Origin of the sequence: Microtetraspora malaysiensis (assembly GCF_001528665.1) — a bacterium.
Taxonomy (GTDB): domain Bacteria; phylum Actinomycetota; class Actinomycetes; order Streptosporangiales; family Streptosporangiaceae; genus Microtetraspora_A; species Microtetraspora_A malaysiensis.
The window spans coordinates 263,328-282,103 of sequence record NZ_BBYJ01000009.1; the positions used below are offsets into that span (position 1 = coordinate 263,328).

Annotated in this window: 16 protein-coding genes; 3 read left to right on the forward strand and 13 right to left on the reverse strand. The window is 72.5% G+C overall.

What is annotated here, in order from left to right; genetic code table 11:
- Window positions 1–113 precede the first annotated feature (113 nt).
- The gene (locus AWQ71_RS13350) at window positions 114–1,391 is read left to right on the forward strand and encodes a S1C family serine protease (RefSeq protein WP_067132218.1); all 1,278 of its coding nucleotides are present in this window, start codon (window positions 114–116) and stop codon (window positions 1,389–1,391) included.
- A 276-nt stretch (window positions 1,392–1,667) separates the two neighbouring features.
- Here the strand turns inward: AWQ71_RS13350 and AWQ71_RS13355 are convergent, their stop codons facing one another.
- Together AWQ71_RS13355 and AWQ71_RS13360 are read right to left on the reverse strand one after the other, a co-directional pair.
- The gene (locus tag AWQ71_RS13355) at window positions 1,668–3,233 is read right to left on the reverse strand and encodes a carboxylesterase/lipase family protein (protein ID WP_084258833.1); all 1,566 of its coding nucleotides are present in this window, start codon (window positions 3,231–3,233) and stop codon (window positions 1,668–1,670) included.
- Complete coding sequence (locus AWQ71_RS13360) at window positions 3,230–3,451, reverse strand: hypothetical protein (protein WP_067132221.1); 222 nt, start codon at window positions 3,449–3,451, stop codon at window positions 3,230–3,232. Before AWQ71_RS13360 ends, AWQ71_RS13355 begins: the two co-directional genes overlap by 4 nt.
- 136 nt (window positions 3,452–3,587) lie before the next feature.
- Between AWQ71_RS13360 and AWQ71_RS13365 the strand changes: the two genes are divergently transcribed.
- Window positions 3,588–4,199 (forward strand): TetR/AcrR family transcriptional regulator, encoded by a 612-nt coding sequence (locus tag AWQ71_RS13365; protein WP_067132224.1) that lies wholly within the window; start codon window positions 3,588–3,590, stop codon window positions 4,197–4,199.
- A 123-nt stretch (window positions 4,200–4,322) separates the two neighbouring features.
- On the opposite strand, the gene cydC is transcribed toward AWQ71_RS13365, so the two are convergent.
- The 3 genes from cydC to AWQ71_RS13380 all read right to left on the reverse strand — a co-directional run bounded on the left by cydC (window position 4,323) and on the right by AWQ71_RS13380 (window position 9,617).
- Complete coding sequence (gene cydC, locus AWQ71_RS13370) at window positions 4,323–6,119, reverse strand: thiol reductant ABC exporter subunit CydC (RefSeq protein ID WP_245658257.1); 1,797 nt, start codon at window positions 6,117–6,119, stop codon at window positions 4,323–4,325.
- The gene (cydD, locus tag AWQ71_RS13375) at window positions 6,116–7,816 is read right to left on the reverse strand and encodes a thiol reductant ABC exporter subunit CydD (protein ID WP_067132226.1); all 1,701 of its coding nucleotides are present in this window, start codon (window positions 7,814–7,816) and stop codon (window positions 6,116–6,118) included. The genes cydC and cydD overlap by 4 nt, the downstream gene beginning before the upstream one ends.
- 208 nt (window positions 7,817–8,024) lie before the next feature.
- Window positions 8,025–9,617: a pentapeptide repeat-containing protein gene (locus tag AWQ71_RS13380; RefSeq protein WP_067132228.1), complete on the reverse strand. Its 1,593-nt coding sequence runs from the start codon at window positions 9,615–9,617 to the stop codon at window positions 8,025–8,027.
- 170 nt (window positions 9,618–9,787) lie between these two features.
- Between AWQ71_RS13380 and trxA the strand changes: the two genes are divergently transcribed.
- On the forward strand, window positions 9,788–10,156 hold the full coding sequence (gene trxA / locus AWQ71_RS13385; protein ID WP_067132231.1) for a thioredoxin: 369 nt from the start codon (window positions 9,788–9,790) through the stop codon (window positions 10,154–10,156).
- A 147-nt stretch (window positions 10,157–10,303) separates the two neighbouring features.
- On the opposite strand, the gene AWQ71_RS13390 is transcribed toward trxA, so the two are convergent.
- The 8 genes from AWQ71_RS13390 to AWQ71_RS41575 all read right to left on the reverse strand — a co-directional run bounded on the left by AWQ71_RS13390 (window position 10,304) and on the right by AWQ71_RS41575 (window position 18,740).
- The gene (locus tag AWQ71_RS13390) at window positions 10,304–11,641 is read right to left on the reverse strand and encodes a class II 3-deoxy-7-phosphoheptulonate synthase (protein ID WP_174550702.1); all 1,338 of its coding nucleotides are present in this window, start codon (window positions 11,639–11,641) and stop codon (window positions 10,304–10,306) included.
- A 90-nt stretch (window positions 11,642–11,731) separates the two neighbouring features.
- Complete coding sequence (locus tag AWQ71_RS13395; RefSeq protein WP_067132234.1) at window positions 11,732–12,736, reverse strand: phosphotransferase family protein; 1,005 nt, start codon at window positions 12,734–12,736, stop codon at window positions 11,732–11,734.
- Window positions 12,737–12,756: 20 nt separating this feature from the next.
- Complete coding sequence (locus AWQ71_RS13400; RefSeq protein ID WP_067132236.1) at window positions 12,757–13,635, reverse strand: aldose 1-epimerase family protein; 879 nt, start codon at window positions 13,633–13,635, stop codon at window positions 12,757–12,759.
- Between the two features lie 86 nt (window positions 13,636–13,721).
- Window positions 13,722–15,044: a GH1 family beta-glucosidase gene (locus AWQ71_RS13405; RefSeq protein ID WP_067132239.1), complete on the reverse strand. Its 1,323-nt coding sequence runs from the start codon at window positions 15,042–15,044 to the stop codon at window positions 13,722–13,724.
- A 16-nt stretch (window positions 15,045–15,060) separates the two neighbouring features.
- A complete protein-coding gene (locus tag AWQ71_RS13410; protein WP_067132242.1) occupies window positions 15,061–16,254 on the reverse strand; it encodes a 2-oxo acid dehydrogenase subunit E2 in 1,194 nt (397 codons plus the stop codon).
- The gene (locus AWQ71_RS13415; protein WP_084258834.1) at window positions 16,251–17,228 is read right to left on the reverse strand and encodes an alpha-ketoacid dehydrogenase subunit beta; all 978 of its coding nucleotides are present in this window, start codon (window positions 17,226–17,228) and stop codon (window positions 16,251–16,253) included. Before AWQ71_RS13415 ends, AWQ71_RS13410 begins: the two co-directional genes overlap by 4 nt.
- The gene (locus tag AWQ71_RS13420) at window positions 17,225–18,205 is read right to left on the reverse strand and encodes a thiamine pyrophosphate-dependent dehydrogenase E1 component subunit alpha (protein ID WP_245658258.1); all 981 of its coding nucleotides are present in this window, start codon (window positions 18,203–18,205) and stop codon (window positions 17,225–17,227) included. The genes AWQ71_RS13415 and AWQ71_RS13420 overlap by 4 nt, the downstream gene beginning before the upstream one ends.
- Before the next feature lie 379 nt (window positions 18,206–18,584).
- On the reverse strand, window positions 18,585–18,740 hold the full coding sequence (locus AWQ71_RS41575; RefSeq protein ID WP_157570325.1) for a hypothetical protein: 156 nt from the start codon (window positions 18,738–18,740) through the stop codon (window positions 18,585–18,587).
- Window positions 18,741–18,776: the final 36 nt, after the last annotated feature.

The following is an 18,776-nucleotide window of genomic DNA, read 5'->3' on the forward strand; positions in this document are numbered from 1 at the left end:
AGGAAAGTTCCGGGCTGTCGCTGATCGCTTAGCGTGACCTTACAGGTCGTTTGGCATGGTTGAGACGTACCGGAGAAGAACCGGAAGATCTGGCAGCCACGAGGGGGAAGACGATGAGCTCCGAGGAGCGGACGCCCGAGAACGAGAGCACGACGGGCCACGGATGGAGCCAGTTCGGCAGCACCCCGCCCCAGCACGGGCAGTACGGCACCTACGGCGGCCAATCCCAGCAGGGTGACACGGCGGCGTACGCCGCGCCCCCGTTCCAGCAGGCCGTGAAGCAGGGATGGACCGGCGGACAGAAGGCGATCGCCGGGCTCGCCCTCGCCGCGGTGGCCCTGGGCGGCGGGGTCGCGGGGGCCTTCGTCGCGACCGGCTTCAGCGGAACCACGACCGTCGTCTCCTCGCCGGTCCTCCCCGTGTCGAACAGCTCGGGGAACAGCATCGCGGCGGTGGCCAAGGCCATCCAGCCGTCGGTGGTGTCGATCAAGGTCAGGACGCGGACCGGCGGAGGCGAGGGGTCGGGTGTCATCCTCTCCGGCGACGGTCTGATCCTCACCAACAACCACGTGGTCGCCGACGCCGGGCAGGGCGCGATCGTCACCGTCAAGTTCAGCGACGGGAAGACCGCCTCGGCCACGATCAAGGGAACCGATCCGACCACGGACCTCGCGGTGATCCAGGCGCAGGACGTCTCCGGCCTGACCCCCGCGAGCCTCGGCGACAGCGACAAGCTCCAGGTGGGCGATTCGGTTCTCGCGATCGGCAGCCCGCTCGGCCTGGAGGGCTCGGTGACCTCCGGCATCGTGAGCGCGCTCGACCGCACGCTGACGGAGGGCGGCCAGGAGCAGCAGCCGCAGTTCCCCTGGGGGCAGGAGCAGCAGCAGCAGCCGACCCAGCAGGTGACCATCGGCGGCATGGTCCAGACCGACGCGGCGATCAACCCGGGCAACTCCGGTGGCGCGCTGGTCAACGCGGCCGGTCAGGTGATCGGCATCAACACCGCCATCGCCACCTCGGGCTCCAGCTCCGGCAACATCGGCGTCGGCTTCGCCATCCCGATCAACACGGCCAAGCTGGTGTCCGAGCAGCTCATCAAGTCGGGCAAGGCGACGCACGCCTGGCTCGGCGTGAGCGTCGCGGACTCGACCGGCGAGGCGGCCGGCGCGGTGATCGCGTCGATCACCAAGGCCAGCCCCGCCGACAAGGCGGGCCTCAAGGAGGCCGACCTGATCACCAAGATCGACGACATGCTCGTCGGTGACGCGGAGACGCTGGTCGGCGTCATCCGCCGCCACCAGCCGGGTGACGAGATCACTCTGACCTACACCCGGAACGGCAAGCCCTCCACCGCCACCGTCACGCTCACCGAGAACAGCGGCACGAACTGACCTCCCCCGCCCATCGTCCCCGCCCGGGCTCCACGCCGACCTCCGAGGTCCGGCGGCCGCCTGGGCGGTTTTCGTTGTCACCCCCGTGTCCGCCGCCTGGGCGGCTTGTGACCCGGTGGTCTACCGGGTGGTGTGGGGAGTCAGCGGTGACGGCGGCGCTGGACGGGGTCGGTTTCGGCGGTGATGCGGGCGGAGTCTCTTCGCCGAGTCGCACGCAGTGGCCGAGGCCGGCGGCGTACTCGTCGAGGCCTGAGGATTCTCGTCGTCATCCAGCCGTCAGAACCAGAGGCCGCAGTGGTGAGCGTTCTTCATGTTGATCGGTCGTACCGCTTCCGGAGCGAGCTCGAGCGCGCGGTCGGCGGCACCCAGAGCAGGCCACCTCGTACTGCCCGCCCTGTTGGGATTGCCGGTTCGGACGAACGTGGTCCAGTATCCGACGATCCGGTCGGCCAGGCGTCGCTGCTTCGCACTCAGCTCTGGGGCGTCGGGGAAGTCGAACAGGTAGAAGGTCTCGGCTCCGTGTGCGGTTGCGGGCCGGACATGGGCGGGCAGGGGTTCGCCGCTGGGCGTGGGTGCCGACGGGTCGGCGAAGACGTAGGCGTAGGTGGACGCCTTTCTCGCGTGCTCGCGGCCCGACTTCCAGGAGGGGCAGATCCAGCCGCTGTCGCTGAACACGCGGCTGGCCGCCGCGGTGGGAGAGGGGAAGCGCCGTACGGGGTAGCGTCGCGCGACCTGTGGCGCGGCTGATGCGAAGGCGGTCCTGAGCAGGCCCGGGTACTGGCGGGTGGTGATGCCTTGCGGGTAGAGGGCCAGGGTGAACTCGACGTGCTCGTCTCGGGCGTTGCCCTGCAGCAGCGGTACGGCCGCCTGCCTGCCTGCGGCGAAGACCTTGGCCGGCTCTTGCGGGACGAGGCTGGTGCCGAAGGCGAGCAGCGGGAACCGGGCGGTGTACGGCAGCAGCTCACCGGCGCTCTTGCGGCGCAGGCAGGCCACGTCGGCGCAGGCCAGCTGCCCGGCCAGAGCCTGGCCGGCGCCCTGGATCGTGTCGATCGGGTGCCAGGAGGAGATCGCGGGCATGCCCTCGCCCATCGCTCCGGCCGGGTGGGCGGTGCGGCACGATCCGCTCTGGACGATCGCCCGGTGGAACAGGTTCCGGGCGGCCGGTGAAGTCATGAGGGTGCAGGTGCTCATCGCCCCGGCCGAGGCTCCAGCGAGGGTGACCTTGCCGGGATCGCCGCCGAACGCGGCGATGTTGGCGCGCACCCAGCGCAGCGCCGCCACCTGGTCCTGTAGGCCGAAGTTGCTGGCCTCGCCGAGCTCGGGGTGGGCGAAGAAGCCGAACACGCCGAGCCGGTAGTTGACCGTCACGACCACGATGTCTCCGGCCCTGACCAGCCGGGCCGGGTCGTAGATCGAGCCGGCGCCGGTGATGAAACCGCCGCCGGGCACCCAGACCATGACCGGCCGTTTCTTGCCGGGCCGGGCGGGCGTGGTCACCTCGAGGGTCAGGCAGTCTTCGCTCTGCGGGGTGCCCTTCGGCATGTCAGGCGCCTGCGGCTGCAGGCACGCCGGTCCTGTCTTCGTCGCGTCGCGGGTGCCGGTCCAGGAGCTCGGCGGCTGGGGTGGCAGCCAGCGCCGCTCCCCGACGGGCGGGGCAGCGTACGGGATGCCGCGGAAGCGGTGGATCCCATCCTGATCCGTGCCCCGTACCTTGCCCGACGCCGTCACGGCGACGGGGCTGGTGAGCTCGCCGGCCTGAGCAGGGGGAGCGCCCGCCACGGGTATCGCAACGCTCGCCAGCGCGGCGAGGAGCCCGGCGGCCGCTCGTGTGTGGCCGGTCATTGTCCGCGACCGCTCTGCTTGGCCTTCTTGCTGCCCCAGCCGGCCAGCAGTGCTCCGATGACGGCGGCCACCGCATAGCTCGCGAGCCACGTCGCGAATCCGCCGGGCAACCAGGCGAGCAGCCCGGCGTTGTCGTGGTCGGCCAGCAGTCGGATGGCGCCCTGTGCTCCCAGGACCAGGAGCAACATGCCAATGATCAGCACGGTGACGTGCTTCATGTGGGGTTGGTCTCCTATCGCCCCGAAGGGCTGTGACGGCAGGCGTGAACACGCCCTCCACTGTTTGTGGTTCGATCGCACCATAACATCGTCTTGGTACGATCGCACCACAAACGAGTCGCAAGGGACGGATGGCATGCCGAGACAGGTGGACCATGATCAGCGCCGCCGCCAGATCGCCGAAGCCGTCTGGCGCCTGGCCACCCGCGGTGGCCTTGAAGACGTCACCTTGAGGCAGGTCGCTGCGGAGGCCGGGGTTTCCGCCCGGCTGCTGCAGTACTACTTCGGCACCCGCGAGCAGTTGCTACTCGGCGCGCTGGAGATCCTCAACGACGACGCCGAGCAACGGGCCCGCGAACGCCTCGCGATGCTCGGCGACGCCCCCGGCATGCACGCGATCGTGCGGGGAGTGCTGCTCGAGCTGCTACCGCTGGATGAAGAACGGCGTAACCGGCACCTGGTGTACGCCGCTTACTTCGTTCGCTTCCTGACCGACCCCGCCCTGGCCAAGGTCGCCCACGACGCGCCGCGTGCGCTGGAGAACCTCGTCGCCGACCTGATCGCGCGAGGGCAGGAGCTCGACCAGGTGCCCCAGGACATCAACGCCGCGGCCGAGGCCGTGTTCCTGGTGGCAGGCGCCGAGGGGGTGCAGTCGAGCGTTCTGCTGAGGCAGCGGTCCGCTGAAGACGCCGTAGCCATGATCGACCACCAGCTCGCTCGCGTCTTCACCACGACGAACTGTGAGTGAGCACCTCCTCGAACCCGTCCGTGCCCACCTCCGAGGCGCGGGCGCCCAGCAGATCCCCCAGCGCCGCCGGCAGGAGCACAGCCTTCCCAGCAGCCCCGATCACCACGATCTTTGATCCCGATGTCAGGCGCCGGAGGCGCGGGATGCCGCGATCAGGGTCTCGGACTCCCACAGATCCCGGTAGTAACCGGGTGCCGACACCAGCTCGGCGTGCGTGCCGCGCTGGGTCACCCGGCCGTCCTCCAGGACCACGATCTCGTCGACCTGCTCCAGCCCGCGCAGCCGGTGGGTGACGAGCAGGGTCGTCCGGCCGCGCGTCGCGTCGAGCAGGTCGGCGGTCAGCGCGTCGGCCGTCTCCTCGTCCAGCGCCTCCGCCGGCTCGTCGAGCAGCAGCACCGACGGATCGAAGAGCAGGGCCCGCGCGAGCGCCAGACGCTGGAGCTGGCCGCCCGACACGGTCCGGCCGTCCTCCCCTAGCACCGTGTCCCAGCCGGTGCGCTCCGCCCACGCGTCCAGTCGTGCCCGCCGTACGGACTCGGCCAGCTCGCCGTCGGACGCCTCCGGCCCGGCGAGGCGCAGGTTGTCACGGAAGGACGCCTGGAACACGTACGGATCCTGGGTCAGCCCCGTCATCACCGCGCGGACGTCGTCCGTGGCGTAGGAACGGATGTCCACCCCGTTGATCCTGATGTCTCCCGAGCCGATGTCCACGGTGCGCATCAGCGCGGACAGCAGGGTGCTCTTCCCGGCTCCGCTCGGCCCGACGACCGCCACCCTCCGGCCCGGGGTGAGGGTCAGGCTGACCCCGTCGAGCGCCGGGGCGCGGTCGCCGTGGCGGATGACGAGGTCCGCCACCTCCACGGTCAGCGGTGCCTCCGGCGGTGGCGCGGGCGCGTCCGGTTCGGTCACCGTCACCGGGGTTTCCCGGACTTCCGCCAGCCTGTGCAGCGCGGCGGACACCCCCGCGAAGCGTTCCCCGGCCGCGGCCAGCGGCAGCACCGGCTCGAAGGAGACCAGCGCGGTCAGGGCGAGAACGGCGGTCGCCACCTGGCCGAGCCCGGCGGCCTGGGCGATCAGCGCGATCGCCGCCACGGTCGATCCCTGGACCAGGACGCCGAGCCCGAGGGCGGTCGCGTTGATCCTGGTCTGCCCCCGCTCCAGCGCGGCGAGACGGGCGTCCGCCGCCATGCCGTCCGAGAGGGCCCGCTCCTTCGCCCCGTACGCGGCGAGGTCGGCCGCGCCGTGGACCAGGTCGGCCACCCGGGCCGCCAGCTCGGCTCGCGCCGGGGCGATCCTGGCCGACCAGCGGCGGGCGGCGGCGGCCGTGCCCGCGGGGAGGAGCACGCCCGCGACCAGCAGTCCGAGGGCGAGCACGAGCGCGGCCACAGGCAGCAGGAACGCGCCGATGACGACGGCCGCGATCCCGGTGAGCAGCGCGGCGATCGCGGGCAGCAGGCAGCGGACCAGCAGGTCCTGCACCGCTTCGGTGTCGTCCACCATGCGGCTGAGCAGGTCGGCGCCGCGCTGGCGGAGCGGTCCGGCGGGGATCAGCGAGTCGTACAGCCGCTCGCGCGTGGCCGCCTGCGCCCGCAGCGCGACGTCGTGCCCGGTGAGGCGCTCCGCGTAGCGCAGCACGCCCTTGCCGGTCGCGAACGCGCGCACCCCGACGATCGCGACCGAGAGCGCGGCCAGTGGCGGCTGCTCGGCGGCCCGGGTGATCAGCCACGCCGCCGACGCGATCAGCGCGACCCCCGCGAGGTCGGCGGCCGAACCGGCGAGCGCGGCGACGACCAGCCTGCGGGCCATCCCCGGGCCGAGAAGCGTTCTGATCATCCGGGTTCCCCGGACGCTCCCGCCGGCGCGGCCACTCACCGTGCCGGTGCTGTCGGTCGTGGCGGTGCTGTCGGTCGTGGCGGTCATCGGGCGTCGCCCCTTTCCGCCGTGAGGGCGTCGGAGTGGCGGTCGTGGACGATCCGGCCCGCCCCGATGCGGACGACCCGGTCGGCGAGGCCGATCATCGCGGGGCGGTGCGCCACCACGATCGCCGTACGGCCCTCGGCCAGGGTGCGGGTGGCCTCCACCACGGCGGCCTCGCTGCGGCCGTCCAGGCGGGCGGTGGGCTCGTCGAGCAGCAGAACCTCCGCTGACGGCCGGCAGAAGGCCCGGGCCAGCGCGACCCGCTGGCGCTGCCCCGCCGACAGGTTCACACCGCGCTCGCCGAGCACCGTCTCGTAGCCCTGCGGCATCGCCTCGACGAACCCGGCGGCCTGCGCGGAGGCCGCCGCGGCGCGGATCAGTTCGGGGGAGGCGGCGCCGCCCAGCCCGATGTTGTCCGCGACCGACATGGCGAACAGGTGCGGCCGCTGCGGCACGAAGGCCAGTCTGCGGCGCCACTCGTCCAGGTCCAGGGTGGCGAGATCGACGCCGTCGACCAGCACCCGGCCCTCGGACGGCGTGATGAACCCGAGGAGCAGGTGGAGCAGCGTGCTCTTCCCGCCGCCGCTCTCTCCGACGAGCGCGACCCGCTCGCCGGGCGCGACGACGAGGGACACGTCGTCGAGCGCGGGCTCCTCCCGGCCGGGATAGCGGACGGTCACGTGCTCAAAGCGGATCTCCGGGGGCCGCGCGCCCGCACGCCGGGCCTCCCGAGGCTGGGTGTCCCGCGTCCCCCCGGCCCGGCCGGCCCGATCCCCGGAGGCCGGGGTGAGCAGGGCGAACGCCTCGTCCGCGGCCGCCACGCCCTCGACCGACGCGTGGAACTTCGTCCCCATCGCCCGCAGCGGCAGGTACGCCTCCGGAGCGAGCAGGAGGACGAGCAGGGCCGTGTCGAGGTGGAGGGAGCCCGACAGCAGCCGGAGCCCGACGGGAACGGCCACGAGGGCGAGCGAGAGTGAGGCGACGAGCTCCAGCACCAGGGACGACAGGAACGCCACCCGCAGCGTGCGCATCGTGGCCGCCCGGTGCGCGGCGGCGACCTCGCGGATCACCGTGGACTGGTGGCGCGCCCGCCCGAAGGCCCGGAGCGTCGGCAGGCCGCGCACCACGTCCAGGAAGTGCCCGCCGAGCCGGGACAGCGCCCGCCACTGCCGTTCGGTCACGGTCTTGGTCGTCCACCCCACAAGAGCGCCGAAGACCGGGATGAGCGGAAGCGTGACCAGGACGATCAGCGCGCTGGCGAGGTCGGCGACGAAGAGCCGGGCCAGCACGGCGATGGGCACGACGGACGCGACCGCCGCCGCGGGCAGATACCCGCTCAGGTAGGGGTCGAGCGCGTCGAGGCCGCGGCCGACGAGCGTGACCAGCTCGCCCGAGCGTGGTCCCGCCGGTCCGGACTCCTGGAACCGCCGCATCAGCCGGGCGCGCAGGACCGACTTGACGCCGGTGGCCGTTCGGCCGGCCGACACGCCCTGGAGCCAGCCGAGCGCGCCGCGCACGACCACGACCCCGACCAGGGGGAGGAGGGCCGCCAGGGCGAACCTTCCGGACAGCACGCCCGAGAGCAGCTCGGCCTGCGCGAGCACGAGCAGACCGGCGAGGACGGCGGCGGCGAGGCAGAGGGCCAGATGGCGCCGCACGGCCGGTTCCGCGCGGGCGAGCCGCAGGAGATCTTTGTGCATATACCCTTCAGTATTCCCGAATGCCCGGAGTGCCCCCGACGTGCGCGATCACGCGAGCCGGAGAGAGCGTGCGCGGTCGCCACGGCGCACGAACGGCCTCGGGGACGGAAACGATCGAGGCCACGGGAACACCATGGCACCCGGTGGGGCCGGTGCCGATTTCGGGGCGGGCGTTGCACCGCCGTCGGCGGGTGCGGCGGACCGGAGGTCAGGGCTGCGACCGGGGAGGGTCGTGGGACTCGCCCGGCCCGGGCGCCACCCGGGCGGCCAGATCGGCGCGTACGGCGACGCCGGAGCGAGCCGCGGCATGGGCGCCGGACACGGCGCCACGGGTGGCGGTCGCCCCGGCACGCGGGCGGGGCACGACGGCGCGCGCGGCGGGCGGCGGCGCCTGCGCGGGAACGCCGCTCCCCGTCCACGGCGGGCGGCGCGCCACGTGCTGGGGAGCCGAGGACGACCACAGCAGGCTTCCGGCGGCGACCGCGGCGACGAGGACCAGCCAGGCGAGCGCGCGGCCGGTCCGCAGGCCGTACCCGCACAGCAGCCAGTAGACGCCGAGGACGGCCCGGGCGGCGGGACCGGCGGCGGACATCCGGCGCATCTCCATCGCGCCGAACGCGAAGTCGGTCGCGGTGCGTTCGTCGTCCACCCGAAGGCCCGTGTACAGATGTTTCAGACGGCCGGGATCGACCGCCGGCCGGGCCGGGCCGAAGCGCCAGGCGTGCTCGTCGGCGAGGACCTGGCGTTTGCTCCACCACCGGACGGGCGGCCAGCTCAGCCGGAGCTGGACGCCGCGCGGGGTGGTGGCGAACACGCAGCCGGAAAGCCGCAGCCGTCCCGGGTCGGGCACCCCGGCGAGGTGGCATCCGCTCAGGTCCACGCCCGACAGGGACAGCCGGTCGACGTCGAGCCGTTCCAGGGACAGCACCCGCACCCGGCCGGAGCGGCGGACGAGGCTCGCCTGGCCGCGGGAGACGAGGCCGCTCAGGTCCACGTCGGCGTCGGCGAGCCGGAGCGTGAGCCGCCCCTCGGTCCGGACGTTGCTGAGGTCGACCAGGCAGCCGGACGCGTCGATCTCCAGCTTGCCGTCGGCCCGCGCCCCCGCGAGGGCGAGCCGCCCGGCGACGGACCCGGGGGACAGGTACGCCTCGGCCGCGAACCGGGCGCCCTCGAACACGGCGGCGCCGTCGAACCGGGCCCGGGACAGGGAGACGGCCCGGCGGAACCGCGCGCCGCGAAACCGGGCCTCGCCGTGGAACCCGGTGCCGTCGAACGAGGTGAACCCGCGGAACTCGGCCTGGTCGAAGGACGCCGACGACAGGCAGGCGTCGCCGAAGAGCGCGTCGCTGCCCACGCTGGACCGGTCGAACGAGGCGTGGCCGTGGACGCGCGAGCCGTGCATGGTCAGCTCGCGGGCGAACACCGCCGCGCCGAAGGAGGCGTTGCCGGTGAACCGGGCGCCGAAGAACGAGGCCAGGCCGTCGAACCGGGCCCGGTCGAACGTCGCGTCGCCCAGGAACTCCACCCCGGCGAACCGCGCGGGACCGGTGAAGCGGGCCAGGTCGAACCGGGCCCGGCCGAGGCGGCGGCAGGCCGCGTCCAGCACGAGGTCGAGCAGTTCGGCGCTCACCGCCGTGCCGCGTAGATCGACGGCCTGCCCGGGGGAGAGGGACCGGAGCGTGGACTCCAGCTCGCCGGGGTCCAGGTGCGCCAGGCAGCGTCCGTACGGCGGATGCGCGGCGCCGGGACAGTCGTCGCGCGCGCACGTGGTCCAGCCGACGTCGAGAAGGCTTGGGGGCATAGGAGAGACATACCCGCATTCACCGGTGTAAGGGACGTTCGCGGTGAGTGAGGTTCCGGTTCCGGAAAGGTGAGGCGATCGGCCGTCGTGCGCGCCGGGGGCGGCCGGATGGAATGCTGGGCGGTGGGCACGTGGTTATGCGGTCGAAAACGCAGACGAGAGGAGTCGCCGTGGCGACCATCGAGGTAACCGAGAAGAACTTCAACGAGATCGCCGACAAGGGCATCGTCCTGCTGGACTTCTGGGCGTCGTGGTGCGGCCCGTGCCGCACGTTCGCGCCGATCTTCGAGAAGGCCTCGGAGCAGAACGCCGACATCACGTTCGGCAAGATCGACACGGAGGCCCAGCCCGCTCTGTCGGAAGGGTTCGACATCACGGCGATCCCCACGATCATGGCGATCCGGGACGGCATCGTGGTCTTCGCCCAGCCCGGGGCGCTGCCCGCTCCGGCGCTCGAGGACCTGATCAAGCAGCTCCGGGCGCTCGACATGGACGCCATCCGCGCCGAGATCGCGGCGGATATGGAGCAGAAGAAGTAAGGCCCGGCCCGGCCCGCGTGTCCGCGGGCGGCCGGGCCGTCCCGACCCGTCGGCGAAGATCCCGACGGCCCGGCGAGGGCCGCCGGTTCACGAGCGGTGCTCGGAACCGGCGGTTCGGTGTCGTACGGCGCCGCCGAAGCGCGCCGCTCAGTGCTGCGAGCGGTAGAGCTCCGCGACGCGGAAGGCCAGATCCAGCGACTGGCCGCGGTTGAGGCGCGGGTCGCAGGCGGTCTCGTAGCGCAGCGCCAGGTCCTCTTCCACGATCGGGTGGCCGCCGCCCACGCACTCGGTCACGTCGTCGCCCGTGAACTCGATGTGGATGCCGCCCGGGTGGGTGCCCAGCGCCCGGTGCACCTCGAAGAACCCGGCCACCTCGTCGAGCACGTCGTCCAGGTGGCGGGTCTTGTGGCCGCTCGGGGCCTCGAAGGTGTTGCCGTGCATCGGGTCGCAGATCCACGCCACCGAGGCGCCACCGGCCGTGACCTTCTCCACCAGCGTCGGCAGCGCCTCGCGGACCTTGCCCGCGCCCATCCGGCTGATGAAGGTGAGCCGTCCCGGCTCGTTGTCCGGGTTGAGCTTCTCGACCAGCGTGAGCGCCTCCTCGGGCGAGGTCGTCGGCCCGAGCTTCACCCCGATCGGGTTCTGGATCCTGCTGAAGAACTCCACGTGCGCGCCGTCGAGCTGCCGGGTGCGCTCGCCGATCCACACCATGTGCGCCGACACGTCGTACGGCAGGCCGGTCCGGGAGTCGATGCGGGTGAGCGCGCGGTCGTAGTCGAGGATGAGCGCCTCGTGCGAGGAGTAGAAGTCCACCGTGTGGAACTCGGCCGGGTAGGGGCCGCAGGCCCGCATGAACGCGAGGGCCTGGTCGATCTCGCGGGCGAGCTGCTCGTACCGCTGCCCGGCCGGGGACGCGGCCACGAAGTCCTGGTTCCACGCGTGGACCTGCCGCAGGTCGGCGTAGCCGCCCTTGGCGAACGCGCGGGCCAGGTTCAGCGTGACGGCCGAGGAGTGGTAGGCGCGCAGCAGCCGGTCCGGGTCCGGCGTGCGGGCCTCGGCGGTGAACTCGAAGCCGTTCACCATGTCGCCGCGGTAGGCGGGCAGCTCCACACCGTCGCGGATCTCGGTGTTCTTGGAGCGCGGCTTGGCGAACTGGCCCGCCAGCCGGCCGATCTTGACGACCGGGACCTTCGCGGCGTAGGTGAGCACGATCGCCATCTGGAGCAACGTCTTGAGCTTGTTGCGGACGTTGTCGGCGGTGGCGCCGGAGAAGGTCTCCGCGCAGTCTCCGCCCTGCAGGACGAAGGCCTCGCCGCGGGCCACGGCGGCCAGACGCGCCTTGAGATCGTCGCACTCCCCGGCGAACACCAGGGGCGGAAGGCCCTGAAGCTCGGCCACGACCTTGTCGAGTTCGGCGCGGTCGGGCCACTCCGGCTGCTGGGCCGCAGGCAGGTCACGCCATGAATCGAGATTGTTTGCGCTCACGGTATACCAGGCTATGACACACGGTCGGTGAATCTCACCGTCCTGTCCACGGAATGAGATCACGTCGGGAACGGCCGCGCCGAACCCGGGTCACCGGCCGCGCAGGACGTCGAGGGAGCGCGCGAGACACTCCGCTGTACGCGCCCGGACGGGCGCGTAGGACTCCTCCGGATATTGCCGGGGGCCGTCCTCCACGAGCATGATCAGATACAGGTAGGCCCGGTAGAGGGCGTCGCGGATCGGCGCCTCCGGATCCGCGGGCACGATCCCGCCCGCCTCCCGGTAGCCCGCCAGCATCGGGTCGTCGTCCCGCAGGTCCCCGAACAGCGTGGGCGTGACGAAATCGGCGAGCGGATCGCCCCAGAACGCCCGTTCGTGATCGATCAGCGCCTGGATCCGCGGCGTCCCGCCGCCGACGTCTTCCGGGCCGGTGAGGAAGACGTTGCCCGGCCAGACGTCGAAGTGGACGAGAACGGGCCGGGTCACCCGGTCCAGCGCGTCCGCGTTGGCGTGGACCAGGCCGGCGATCTCCAGGATCGAGGCGGGCAGCGGCGTCGCGTAGCGCACCGCGTCGTCGAGGATCGCCCCCACCATGGCGAGGAACGCCTCCCGCCAGCTCCGCCCCGTCAGCCCCGCGTACGGGTAGCCGTAGACGCCGTCGCCCAGGATCGTGTGCAGGCGGGCGAGGTGGCGGCCGAGCTCGAACCGCAGGCCGCTCTCCTCCTCGGGAGAGAGCGAGGCGCGGTTCCAGGGCACGCCGTCCAGCGCCGTGAGGATCAGGTAGTCGCCGCCGACCATGGGGTCGTCGTACCGCGCGTGCAGCAGGGCGGGGAGGGGCAGGCCCGCGGCCGAGGCCAGGTGGTAGACCATGGCCTCGGTCCGCAGCAGGTCCCGCTCGTACCTCAGCAGCTCCAGGTCCGGGGGAGGTCCGACCTTGAGCACCACGTCGCGCCCGTCGTCCAGCCCGAGCCGCCACACGGCGTTGGCGTAGCCGTCGGGCAATTCCCGCGCGGACACGACGCCCACCCCCAGCGCGTGGAGCACCAGGGTGCGGAGCTGAGCGGGGGAGAGCCTCCGCTTCGTCCTGCTGTCCATGGGTGTTTTTCCGAAGGGGATCAGAAGGCGGATATCGTCCAGGCCGCCTCGTGCGTGTCCCCCGGCTTGAGCACGACGAGGTCGGTCCCCGAGTTGAAGGCGTCCGGCGGGCAGGTCATCGGCTCCACGGCCACGCCCCGGTGGCCGAGCCCGGTGCCCGTGCAGACCTGCACCCAGGGCATCGCCGCCGGGTCCCAGGAGACCTCGACCCCGCCCTCGGGCCCGCGCAGCCGGACCCGGCCCGCGGTCAGGCCGGTGAACGCGTGGTCGATCGCGGTGGCCTCGACCGGGCGGGGCCGCCGGAAGTCGAACGGCGTGGCGGAGACGTCCGCCAGCTCGCGCGGGTGGAGCAGGTCGTCCGTCAGCAGCACCTGACCGGCGGGCAGATCGAGCTCGTATTCCTCGACGTCCGGGCCGGCGAGCAGCCAGGGGTGCGGGCCGCAGCCGTACGGCGCGGCGGTGTCGCCGACGTTCTGGGCGGTGAGGGTGGTGACCAGCCCGCGCGCGGACACCGCGTGGCGCACCTGGAGGGCCAGGCGGAACGGGTAGCCGGGCGTCGGCTCGACGGTGTGGGTCAGCCGGACGAAGCCGTGGTCGTCCTCGGCCCGCAGCAGCTCGGCGACCGTCCAGGCGACGTCGGCGACGAGCCCGTGCAGGGCGTTCCCGCGGTCGGGCTCGTTGACGGGCAGCTCGTGGCGCGCGCCCTCGAACTCGTACGCCGCGCCCGCCACCCGGTTGGGCCACGGGGCGAGGATCGTGCCGCTGTAGAAGGGGATGGGCCCGTCCTCCGGCCAGCTCGTCACCAGGTCGCGGCCGCCGTGCCGGAGCACCCGCAGGGCGGCGCCCCGGGGGCTGACCTCGGCGTGGTAGCCGCCACCGATGATTTCGTACTGGGCCACGGGGGATGTCCTTTCGCCGGAGGAACGGTCATATCAGCGTAAGCGAGGTAAAACCGCGCGGACGGCCCGCGCGGACGCGCCGTCCGTCAGCGGATCTCGCCCGACTCGATGACGTCGCGGTACCAGAGGGCGCTGTCCTTCGGCGTGCGGCGCTGGGTCGCGTAGTCGACGTGCACGATGCCGAACCGCTGGCTGTATCCCTCGGCCCACTCGTAGTTGTCCAGCAGCGACCACACGTGGTACGCCTCCACCCGGGCGCCCTCCGCCATCGCGCGGTGCATCGCGCGCAGGTGGCCGTGCAGGTAGGCGATCCGCTCGTCGTCGCGCACCCGCCCGTCGGCGTCCGGGGCGTCCACGGTGGCCAGGCCGTTCTCCGTGATCACGAGCGGCACGCCGTCGTAGTCCCGCCTCAGCCGGACCAGGACGTCGTGGAGGCCCTCGGGGTAGATCTCCAGCCACTCGGCCTGCGCTCTCGGGTTGGTGATCACCCGCTCGCCCGCGCCGTCGACGAAGATCGGCGTGTAGTACTGCACGCCGAGCAGGTCGATCGGCTCGCTGATCACGGCGAGGTCGCCCTCCCGGATGTGCTCGGCCATCGGGCTCCGCTCCGCGATCCAGGCCAGGGTGTCCTCCGGGTAGCGCCCCTTGAGGATCGGGTCGAGGTAGAGGCGGTTCTCCAGGCCGTCCTGGTGCCGCGCCGCCGCGAGCGCCTCGGGGCTCTCGTCCGCCGGATAGCTGGGGTGCAGGTTGAGCGCCGGGCCGATGCGCCGCCCCGGGTGCCCGGCGTGCAGCCGCCGGGTGGCGAGCCCGTGGCCGAGCAGCAGGTGGTGCAGCGCCACGAAGGCCCGCGCGTCGTCCCGCACGCCCGGGGCGTGGATGCCGTTCCGGTAGCCGCAGTCCACGACGGTCTTCGGCTCGTTGACGGTCAGCCAGTCCCTGACGGGCAGGGCGTCGAACACGATCTCGGCGTAGTCGGCGAAGCGCTCGGCCGTGTCCCGGTTCTCCCAGCCGCCCCGGTCCTGGAGCTCCTGCGGCAGGTCCCAGTGGAACAACGTGGCCATCGGCCGGATGCCCCGCTCCACCAGGCCCTCGACCAGCCGGCGGTAGAAGTCCAGGCCCTTCTGGTTGGGCGCCCCGGAGCCGGTCGGCTGGATCCGCGGCCACGCGACGGAGAACCGGTAGCTCTGCAGGCCCAGCCCGGCCATGAGGTCGAGGTCCTCGGCGTAGCGGTGGTAGTGGTCGGCCGCCGTCTCCCCGGTGTCGCCGTCGCGCACGTTGCCCGGCGTCGCGCTGAAGGTGTCCCAGACGGACACGCCGCGGCCGTCCTCGCGGGTGGCCCCCTCGATCTGGTACGCGGCGGTGGCGGCGCCCCAGACGAAGTCCGAGGGAAATCTCGCCGGTGAATTCATCGGGCTCGTCCAATCCTCATGTCGTGAAATGTCCGGGGGTTTCGAGCGTGATCCGGATCGCGGCGAGGAATTCCGCGGCTTCGCGTCCGTTGATGAAGCGATGGTCGTAGGAAAGCCCCAGTCCGCAGATCTTCCGTACGGCGAAGCCGGCGCCGTCCTGGACCACCTCGGAGCGGGGCGCGGTGAGCGCCAGCGCGCACGTCTGGCCGGGAAAGACGATGGGGGTCGCCACGGCGACGCCGTCGTGCGTGTGCAGGGTGAGCGTGATCGCGCCACCGCCGAGATCACTCTCCCGGAAGGTGCCCTCCAACGCGGTACGGCGAAAGCCGGTGAGGTCGCGGGCGATCTCGGCGAGGGAGCGGCCGCCCGCGTCCCGGACCACCGGGACGAACAGGCCCCGGCCCACGTCGACCGTCACGCCCACGTCGGCGGCGGGCGCGCGCCGGGCGCGCAGGCCGTCCGCCGGAGTGGCGAAGAAGAGCGGGAAGGCGTCGAGCAGCCCGCCGACGGCCTTGACGACCAGCTCCGGCAGCCCGACGAGGACCCGGAGCCGCCGGGTGAGATCGCGGGTGAGCGGCAGCGCGTCGGTCACGTCGACGTTCATCAGCGTGAAGGCCGAGGGGATCTCGCGCCGGGACCGCTCGACGACCTCCGCCGTCCTGAGCTGCGCCCGGGACAGGGAGATCAGCTCTCCCGCGAGGTGCTCCAGATCCGCGCGCCTGACGACCTTCTTGCCCAGCGCGCGGATCTGGCCGGCGGAGACGCCCAGTTCGTCGATCAGCTTCCGGGCGGGAGCGGTGATGACGATGTCGCCGGGCACCGTATTGTCCGGCACCGTATTGCCTGGCACCGCGTCGTCCAGGGTCGTGCCGGAGACCGGCCCGGCCCCAGCCGGTTCGATGCCGCTCGGTTCGACGCCGGCCGGTTCGGCACCGGCCGGTTCGGCACCGGCCGGTTCGGCACCGGCGGCTTCGGCGCCGGGGGCGAGCAGCCGGGCGATGGCCTGCCCGGGGACGCACTCGGCTCCCGCCGGGACCAGCCGCCGCAGCACGCCCGCCTCCTCGGCGGCCAGCTCCTCGACCGCCTTGGACGTCTCGACCGTCGCCAGCGGGTCCCCGGCCCGTACGGCGGCGCCGTCCCCGGCCAGCCACTCCAGCAGCACGTACGCCGAGTCGTTGTTGTTGAGCTTGGGCACCCGGAACTCGCTCATGACACCGCCTCGCGTACGGCGGCGCGGATGCGGCCGGCCTGGACCAGGACGTCGTGTTCGAGGTGGGGAGCGGCGGGGATCACCGCGTCCGCCGAGTTGACCAGGGTGATCGGGCCGCGCAGCCCGCCCCACAGGCGCGGATAGAGCACCCGCGCGACCTCGGCGCTCCAGCTGCCGCCCTCGCCGCCGTCGTCGATCACACAGACGTTCCGGGCGTCCTCCAGGCCCGGCAGGCGCGGAACCGGATAGAGCTGGGCGGGCACCAGCAGCTCGCAGACCACCTCGTCCTCCACGAGGAGCGTCCGCATGGCGTCGAGCGTCCGGTGGACCAGCCCGCCGTGCGTGACGAGCGTGCAGTCCGGCTCCGCCGCGCCGTCGACGACGATCCGCGCGGTGTCCCCGGTCAGCTCGAACCGGAACAGGTCGTCCAGCCGGTGCATGTGCCGGGTGTAGAGCACCTTGTCCTCGAAGAACAGGCACGGGCGGCCCAACGCGAACATCCGGGCGAACAGCTCGCCCGCGTCGTGGAACGGCGTCATCTCGAACAGCGAGAGGCCGGGCACCCCGATGAAGTGCTTCTGGAGGCTCTGGCTGTGCGTCGGGCCGTATCCGCGGTTGCCGCCGGTCGGGCAGCGCACGATGAGCGGCACGGGCACCGCCCTGCCGTACATGGCGGTGGACTTGGCGGCGAAGTTCGCGATCTGGTCGAACGCCAGCGTCACGAAGTCGGAGAACATGATCTCGACGACGGCCTTGTCCCCGGCGAGGGCCAGCCCCGCGCCGACGCCGACGATGCTCCCCTCGCTCAGCGGCGTGGACCTCACCCGGGAGCCGAACCGGCCGGACAGCCCTCGTGTGATCTTGAACGCGCCGCCGTACGGGTCGCAGACGTCCTCGCCGAGCAGGTGCACGGCGGGGTCCGACTCCATGAGGTCGTGCAGCGCCTGGTTGAGGTGCTCGGAGACCCGGGTCACGGCCGCCGTCCCGTCGCGCCGGCGGCGGCGATCCGGTCCGGCTCCTCCGCGAGCGCCGGCGGAGCCGCGGGTGTCGCGAGCGGGCGCGCGGCGACCTCGGCGACGAGCCGGTCGACGAACGCCCGCTGCTCCTGGTCGATCCGGGCGAACCGCTCCGGGTCGGCCGCGGCGTAGCGGGCGTGCCAGTCGGACCGGCGCGCCCGCTCGATCTCCGCCGGGGAGCGCGTGTCGTCCCCCTTGCTGTGCGGGCCGATCCGGTGCGTGACGAACTCGGCGACCAGCGGCGCCGGCTCGGAGCGCACGGCGGCGACGAGCGGGGCGAGCTCGGCCCGGATCTCCTCGACGTCGGTGGACGTGATCCGGTGGTGGCGGACGCCGAACGCGGCGGCTCGCGCGCCGATCGTCCCGGCGAGCTGCGCGGACGTCGGCGTCGACTGCGCGATGCCGTTGTGCTCGACCACCACGAGGAGCGGGAGCCGCCACAGCGCGGCCATGTTCAGCGCCTCGTACACGGCGCCCTCGCCCCACGTGCCGTCGCCGACGTACGCGCAGGCGAGCGCTCCGGAGCCGGCGAGCTTCAGCGCCACGCCGGTCGCCACGGGCAGGCTCTCGCCCTGGACGCCGGTGGACAGGAACCGCCGGTGGTAGACGTGCTGGCTGCCGCCGACTCCGCCGCACAACGCGCCCTCGCGCCCCATGATCTCCGCGAGCAGCCCGTACGGCTCGGCGTGGCGGGCGAGGAAGTGCCCGTGGCCCCGGTGGTTGCTGAACACGAAGTCCTCGTCGAGGAGCAGCGGGGCCAGGGCGACGGGGACGTACTCCTGCCCGAGGCAGGTGTGCGTGGTGCCGCTGACGGCGCCCTGCTCGAACAGCCGGAGCAACGCCAGCTCGAAATGCCGGATGAGCAGCAGCGACCGCAGGTCCTGATCGGAGGGGGGTGGCCGCAGGATCTGAGGAGATGCAGCGGTGACGATCACGGGTGATGCGCTCCTGGGGGCGTCGGCGATCGAAGGCGCGCTCGACCGGGCACAGGCCGTCAGACCCTTTGGGAGCGCTCCCACCGGAGCGTAGATTCGCGTCAGGTCGCTGTCAATCCCGGCCGGAGGATCGGATCGCACTGAATCCGCACAATCAGCCCGCTGAAATGCGGAAATATCTGAATTTGGCGCATTAAATCGCTGAGAATGGCGTGAAACCTCCATAACTCTTGACGAACCAAAGCCGTAATCTCTAGCCTCCATGGACGTGGGAGCGTTCCCACTCGAATGTGTTCCCACTCAATTGCCGGCAGCCCGGGACCGAACGCGAGCGGCGGCGGCCTCCCCGCCCCCACCGATCGGCCCGGCGCCGGCGGCATCACCATGGCCCCCGCCGGTGCGGCACCACGATCCGGCTCGCCATGACGACTCCAGCACCACCACGCGCGAACGCCACCCGGGCCCGGTTCACCGCCGCCCGTTTCGCGGCGTCCTCGCGGCCCGCCGACGGATCCGGTCGCAAGGGGAAAGCCATGCCAAGAACGCTGAAACCCGCCGAGGCGGCGGCGCC